Origin of the sequence: Apibacter sp., assembly GCF_025291155.1 — a bacterium.
Lineage (GTDB): Bacteria > Bacteroidota > Bacteroidia > Flavobacteriales > Weeksellaceae > Apibacter.
In genome coordinates, this window is record NZ_JAMBJZ010000093.1 from 1 (window position 1) to 7,462 (window position 7,462).

Consider the following 7,462-nt stretch of genomic DNA (forward strand, 5'->3'; position numbering starts at 1 on the left):
GATATAATAGATGTTTCTAATCCAAAGGTGGACGGTTTTGAGAAACTATTAATTATTAATGATTTATCATTATTTTTTGATATATCGTAATTAATTTTTGCTCCATACGTCCAAACATCAGCAGCACTTTTTTGCTCTAAAGGCATATTAACAGATCCAACAATGGATAATCTTTGATTCAGTTTAAAGGTCGGATCTAGGGATATTCTATCACTGGTTCTATCTACTCTAGACCCAGCATTAAAATTGGCATCCAATGAAAATACACCGCTTATATTATTTATAGCTGAAGTTAGCTGTTTAAGCACTACATCATAAGCCGATGAAGCATAACTACTTCCTCCCATTTTGTCAGATAAAAAGCTTCCAAAAACTACAATACCGGCTACTTGATTATATTTTTCTCCTTCATTATTATTCAACTTAGTATTAAGTTGATCTTTAACAGAAGAAGAGGCTTCGGCTTGTATATCAAATGCTAAGCTAGGTTTGGATAAATATCCTGTTAATAAGGCTGATACAGTTACATTTGTTGCAGGAACTGTAGATATCCCCAAATAATCTCCAATATTACTAACCAATCTTGTATAAGAAGCACGTATATTTAAATCTGCTTCCGTTGGACCTCTATTTTCCCATCTTATTGTACTTCCTGGAATAATAGTAAAATCTTTATTAACAAACATATTATAATAATATTTACTATCTCCGGTAATTGTATAAGTTCCGTCCATAGTAATTACTCCGGCTTTTGACATATCGAATTTAATATGTTTAGCATCCCCTCTTACAACTATTTTATCTCCGGTTTCTTGACTGATAATGAGATTTACAACAGATTTGTTATCTGCCGAAACATCTGCACGTATCGACAATCCCGTAGGAGGTTTTGAATCAATTTCTTCGTCTTGCTTATGTTGTTCGGGTATAAACTTTATATATTGAATATCTGTTGCATGTGTAGTACTACTACTATTAATGGTTAAACTACTTCCTTCAAGAGCCATAGCGGTTGCTGAGATGTCAATACCTTTATCAGTAGTTCCTGTGATAGAAAAATTCCCCGAGGCAAAAATAGTTCCGTAAAACAAATCGTTTTCTTTCATAGTTGTATTAAGAACTAAAAGCTTTTCTGAGGTAAAATCAAGGTTCATTCCCCATTCAGAAAAATTCTTGGTCATTAAAGGCCCAAAGACTAATCCTTTGGTTTTTCTTTGAGTATCCATTAATTCAATATTATCAAATAAAAATACTCCATCAGAAATTTGCAAATCCTGATCCTTAGTTAATTGATAATCAACACCTAAAAAATTAACCATAAATCCTACTTTAGACATAGTTAACATTCCTTGATATTTTAGATCTGACACATCACCGGTAATTTGCACATTTCCTGACGCTGTTCCCCTAAAGTTTGAAAAAATACTTTGTAAAAATGTACCTATAGGAGCTATATTCATTTTATTAGCATTCAGGTCAATTTTTAATTGTGACGGTTTGCCATTTTGGTTGAGAATATATCCTTGAGCTAAGAAACGATCTTCGCCTGAATCTTCTAATTTGCTTTGTAACAAATATCGATTAGTTTTCGCATCATAAATAGCCCTCATAGCAAGATTTCCTAAGGTTTGTCCATTAAACTTTAATTTATCAACATAAAGATCAACCAATGGCTTAAGTTCTTTCGAATTTTTGAGAATTTTGGCCGAACCATTTGCAATCCCTTCAAAAGACATATCTTTAAGCAAACTATGTGGCAATATCTTTTCTAAATTAACATCTTTTAAATTTAAATCAAAATTATAATCATTATTAGTGATATAATCGCCAGATAACAATATTTCAGAATTTTCGGAAGTTAACTCAATTTTTTGTAAGGTTAATTTATTAGTTAATAAATTATATTTTGCTATTGCCTCATCGGATTTAAAATTGGGATTTAGTTTCCATTTAGCTTGTGCTAGATTAATATTGGACGGTTTAAATCCTATTATTAAATCATTTCCTATTTGAGTTTGATATAAATTTAAATCAAAATTTGTTTGTTTTTCTTTATATTTTCCATAATAAAAATTAGTGGATGCATATAAAGAATCATTTCTATTAAATCCTGTAAAATTTATTCGGTCAATTACTGTATTATTAATACGCAATGTTGATAAAGATCCCATAAATTGTTTTAAAGAATCTTCTGTATTTAGAAAGATATTCGGATTTGTAATCTTAATATTTTTATAATAAATGTATTCCGAAATCATCTGCGCTTGCAACTTGTTACCATTTCCAATATATCTACCCGTTATAGTAGTTCCTGGAGATAAATTAACATCCATCATTAATAAATCAAATAAATCTTTTTGAATATCCAGTATAAAAGAAAATTCTTGATTATCAAAACGTTTTTTAGTTTTGAAATTAGAAACTAGATTACCAATTCCTTTTTTTAACATGTCCGGAATGTCTTCTAATTTATATTTTCCATAGATATTAGCAGTAATCATGTTTGGCGAAAATATATCTAAGTTTCTATTTCCATCTTCAAAACTAGTTTTTATTTGAATATCGTTATAATTTGTTTGTTTACCATTATCATCGAGCACTATTGAATTGATATTAATTTGTCCTATTAAATCATCAATAGAACTAAATTCAATATCGGCTTTAACTATTCCCTTAAACGATTTATTTTTATTAACTTGAGAAGCAAAATATCCTAAATTTAATGATTGAATATTTGCGTCGAAAGTAGTTTTTATATTTTTTTTCGAGAAATTTACTTTTCCGTCAAAGTTAAAATGAGCCAGTGAATCATTAGTATTAATTTTACCTTCAAAAACTTTATCTCTTAGATTACCAACAGCTGAAATACTACTTATAGATTTACCATTAATATCAAGACTGTTGATACTTAAATCAAATTGGGTATTCATTTGATCTAAATCAAATCCACTTCCGTCAAACTGAATGTTTGCCGTGATAGGTCCAACTGTAGTTGATTTAATAAATGGAGCTAAATTTAAATGATAGGTTTCAATTTTTCCTTTATATTTCGGATTTTTAGAAGTATAGTCAAATAATTGTGCATCTGCAAAAAGCTCCCCCAATGAACTTATCATATTTCCATGTAAAGTAAGATCTTTTTTATCAATGGAAAAAGATCCGTTATAATTCATTACACCAAATTCAGAAACAATTTCAGGAATTTTTACTTTGATAAATTTAGGAAGCCAAGATTTCAAAGATGTGTATGAAGTTTGAAGGTGAGTTTCTTTTATTTTAATTAAAAAAGATCGAGAAGCATCTGTCGTAACCAAATTTTTTAAAAGTAAATTCGGAGATGAATAAAAGGTTTTATCAACCGATAAAATTGGATTGGTTAAAGTTAAATTATTAAGAGTTCCATTAACTTTGGATGACATATATAATAAAGAATTGGAGTCCCAATCTTTTACGAAATAGCGAATATCTTTACCCGAAATTTTACTTGCTGTCTTCAGATCCATATTCCAGATAACTTGATCTTCAAAATTGTTCATTCCATTTTCTTTTGTATAATTAAAGAATAAAGAACCCAAAAGTAAAGATGAATCCGTTTCAAGTATTAAATTGCTAAATGATAATTCAGTCTCAGAATAATGTACTAAAGCAGAAAATTGACGAATTGTATAATTTTCTTTATGTCTCTTAGCTTTAAAATTAAATTGTTGAACTTGTACCTTTACATCCGAATTAAAAATATCAACTGAAGAAATTTTTAAATTTAACTCAGAAGTATCCAGCCAAACCTGGTCTTCAACAGGTAAATTCTGATTAACGATTGAAAATTTACCTCCTATAATATCTACTCTACCTTTTAATTTAAAATCTTTTTTCTTAGAAGATTTATCAGACTTGAAATTATCAATAAATATTGAAAAATTATCACGAGTTTCATTTTTATATGTGATAACCCTAATTATTGGATCGTTAAAACGCAATTGATCAATTTTTATATCATCAATTCCTTTTATTACTAAATTTTCAACTAAAGAAATTGTATTTACATACCCTTTTAATTCTTTAACGGTAACTAATTCATTATCATGATGATCCTTTATTACGACATTGTGAAGTATCAAATTTCCAAAATAATCTACTTCTATATTTTCAGAAGAAATTTTCGTTTTAAATTCTTTATTTAAATATACTAAAGCCTCTTTTGCTATTTTATCTTTCACATAGGGTAAATTGATAATTAATAGAAAAGATAACAGTATAAAAAACAAAATACATAATGTGTAGGAGATTGCTTTGAATGACTTAAAAAATATTTTTTTAATTAGTAACTTTGCCATAAATGAAAACACCCATTATTTTAGGAATAGAATCGTCATGTGATGATACTTCAGCTGCCATAATTCAAGGAAAAAAAATACTTTCCAATGTGGTATCCACACAAAAAATACACCAAAATTATGGAGGTGTAGTTCCGGAATTGGCATCCCGTGCACATTTACAGAATATTGTACCCGTCATACATCAAGCAATTCAAAAAGCAAATATAAATAAAAAAGCAATTGATGCGATATCTTTTACAAGGGGACCAGGATTATTAGGCTCGCTGCTTGTAGGAACCAGTTTTGCTAAGTCGCTATCCATGTCATTAAATATACCTCTTATTGAGGTAAATCATATGCAAGGACATATATTTGCTCATTTCATTGAAGATGAATTGAATAATAATATAAGTTTTCCCTTTATATGTCTTACTGTTAGCGGTGGTCATACACAAATTGTTAAAGTAAGTAATTATTTTGAAATGGAAGTTTTGGGAGAAACCTTAGATGATGCTGCAGGTGAAGCTTTTGATAAGATTGGAAAATTAATAGGATTGGAATATCCGGCAGGTCCTATGATAGATAAACTATCTAAAGAAGGTAATCCTAATAAATTTAGATTTCCTTTACCAAAATTAGACGGAATTAAATTTTCTTTCAGTGGAATAAAAACTTCTGTCCTTTATTTTTTACAAAAAGAATTAGCTAAGAATCCGGATTTTATAAAATTAAATCAAAACGATATATGTGCTTCAGTCCAAAAAACTATAATTGCAGCCTTAATAGATAAATTAAAACTGACCATACAAAAAACAGGAATTAAAAATGTAGCCATTGCTGGTGGTGTTTCTGCAAATTTAGAATTGAGAAAAGAAATAAAGAAATTAGAGTCTGAGTTAGCATGTAAAACTTTTATACCCAAGTTTGAGTATACTACAGATAATGCTGCAATGATTGCCGTTGTGGGAAGTATTAAATATGAACACAATCAATTTACCGATCTTAAGACTATAGCAACGGCTAGATATAAAATTTAAGATCATGAAAGTTAAAAATTTTTATAATTGTCTATTTATTATTATAAATTTATTGATACTAAACTCATGTAAAGAGAATTCCTTACTTTTTAAAGATACTTTTCGTACAAATAAAAATGGTTGGGACACATTATCTTCAAAAGAAATAAATACAAAGATTGAAAGTGGATATTTGTTGATGAGTAGCAAATTAAAGAATGTTGTTAATTATTCTTTAATTCCTATTTTTGAACTTAATCAAAATGTTGAAATTACTACCTCAATACAAATAAATAATCTTTATGATAAAGATGGGGTAGCAGGAATTATTTTATTTGCAGATCAACAAAAATTCCCAGAAAATTATTTGTTATTTGGCATCAATTCAGAAAATGAAGTTTTAGTTTCTTATGAAAGTAAAAAAGAAGGTATGTCACAAATTTTTTATAAGCAGAAAATACAAAAATATAAAAAAAAGGAAAAGAATAGTTTTTCAATCGTAACAGACAAAAGTTCTATTCAATTCCTTTTAAACGATAAAATTGTAACTACCATCTCAAAAAGGAATGATTTGGGCATCTATTTTGGATATTTAGTACTTAATTCAAGTATTTCCGTAGATAATCTTGAAGTTAAAAAACATTAATCATTAAACACATTAAATCTCTATTTCTAAACATTTCAATTTTTATACCATTTTTGACGGATAAATTAAAATTTCATTATATTTTATAGAAACAATTATAATTAATTGGTGTGATATGATTGATAATATTGCAATGCTTTAGGCATTATCCTATTTAAATCAGCAATTCTATTTTCAGGATTGGGGTGAGTTGATAAAAATTCAGGGGTATTGCTGCCGCCTGTAGACTCAATCATTCTTTGCCAAAATATTGGGGCCTGCCTCGGATCATATCCTGCCATAGCCATTATATATAAGCCCATTTCATCCGCATCAGTTTCTTGTTTACGACCATATCTTAATAGAGTGATGCCACTTGCTACCGGATAATATTGATTAATCACTTGACGCAATGCTTGATTATTGGTCACTCCTCCTAAAACTTGTCCTCCTAATTCAGAGATATAAGACTGAGATATTTTTTCAGCCCCATGACCCGCTAATGCATGAGCAATTTCATGTCCCAATACAACAGCTAAACCTGTATCGTCCTTACATATAGATAATATACCTGTATAAACAGCAACTTTTCCACCGGGCATACACCAAGCATTAGCAGTTTTAGGATCATCAATCAAAACAAACTGCCATTGATATCCATCTAGAGCGGAGGACTTTCCGATAGATTTATAATAAGTTTCAGCTGCTTTTCTAATTCTATTACCAACTTCTTCCACTTGTTTTGCTTGAGGAGTTCCAGTAATTATTTTATTAGATGATAAAACTTCTTGATATTGCTGAAATGATGAAGGTAGCAATTGAGAGTTAGATACAAAATTGAGCGATTTTCTTCCGGTTAAAGGGTTCGTAGCACAAGCCACTGTTAATAAAGATACTAAAGATAGTAATAAACATTTTTTTGAATTCATAAACTCTGTAATAATTTTTGAAATATAGTAAATTTATTAATTAATGTTCTTAAATTTGCAATGAATGATTATAATTAAGTAAAATCAAAAAATATGCCTTATTTATTCACATCCGAATCAGTTTCGGAAGGCCATCCAGATAAAGTAGCTGATCAGATATCAGATTCCATATTAGATAATTTTTTAGCTTTTGATCCGGATTCTAAAGTAGCTTGTGAAACTTTAGTTACCACAGGACAAGTTATTTTAGCAGGAGAAATTAAATCCAATACTTATATAGATGTTCAGCAAATTACAAGAAATATTATAAAAAAAATTGGCTATACTAAAAGTGAATATAAGTTTGAAGCTGAATCTTGTGGTATTCTATCCGCATTGCATGAACAATCTCAAGATATCAACCGTGGGGTAGATAAACAAAATAAGGAGGAACAAGGTGCCGGCGATCAGGGAATGATGTTCGGGTATGCAACGAATGAAACAGACAATTATATGCCTTTGGCATTAGATATCTCACATAGTATCTTAAAAGTGCTTGCCAGAATAAGAAAAGAAGGGCAAATTATGACCTATCTA

At 29.2% G+C, this 7,462-nt stretch carries 5 protein-coding genes; 3 read left to right on the top strand and 2 right to left on the bottom strand.

Annotation, left to right across the window (positions count from 1 at the left end; all coding sequences use genetic code 11):
* Nucleotides 1-4,217: translocation/assembly module TamB domain-containing protein (locus M3Z80_RS08410; protein WP_293919141.1), on the bottom strand; the 4,217-nt coding region annotated here is incomplete at its 3' end.
* 119 nt (nucleotides 4,218-4,336) lie between these two features.
* Here M3Z80_RS08410 and tsaD point away from each other — a divergent pair.
* Complete coding sequence (gene tsaD / locus M3Z80_RS08415; protein WP_293919143.1) at nucleotides 4,337-5,353, top strand: tRNA (adenosine(37)-N6)-threonylcarbamoyltransferase complex transferase subunit TsaD; 1,017 nt, start codon at nucleotides 4,337-4,339, stop codon at nucleotides 5,351-5,353.
* 4 nt (nucleotides 5,354-5,357) lie between these two features.
* On the top strand, nucleotides 5,358-5,978 hold the full coding sequence (locus M3Z80_RS08420) for a hypothetical protein (protein ID WP_293919144.1): 621 nt from the start codon (nucleotides 5,358-5,360) through the stop codon (nucleotides 5,976-5,978).
* Between the two features lie 101 nt (nucleotides 5,979-6,079).
* Here M3Z80_RS08420 and M3Z80_RS08425 read toward each other — a convergent pair whose 3' ends face one another.
* Nucleotides 6,080-6,886, bottom strand: coding sequence for a M48 family metallopeptidase (locus tag M3Z80_RS08425; protein ID WP_293919146.1), 807 nt, complete (start codon nucleotides 6,884-6,886; stop codon nucleotides 6,080-6,082).
* A 93-nt stretch (nucleotides 6,887-6,979) separates the two neighbouring features.
* On the opposite strand from M3Z80_RS08425, the gene M3Z80_RS08430 reads away from it, so the two are divergent.
* A partial coding sequence (locus M3Z80_RS08430; protein WP_293919148.1) for an S-adenosylmethionine synthetase N-terminal domain-containing protein occupies nucleotides 6,980-7,462 on the top strand: 483 nt, incomplete at its 3' end.

Bases quoted from the DNA above. Each gene is read 5' to 3' on its own strand.
- tsaD (WP_293919143.1), top strand. From the start codon at position 4,337: ATGAAAACACCCATTATTTTAGGAATAGAATCGTCATGTGATGATACT.
- M3Z80_RS08420 (WP_293919144.1), top strand. From the start codon at position 5,358: ATGAAAGTTAAAAATTTTTATAATTGTCTATTTATTATTATAAATTTA.
- M3Z80_RS08425 (WP_293919146.1), bottom strand. From the start codon at position 6,886: ATGAATTCAAAAAAATGTTTATTACTATCTTTAGTATCTTTATTAACA.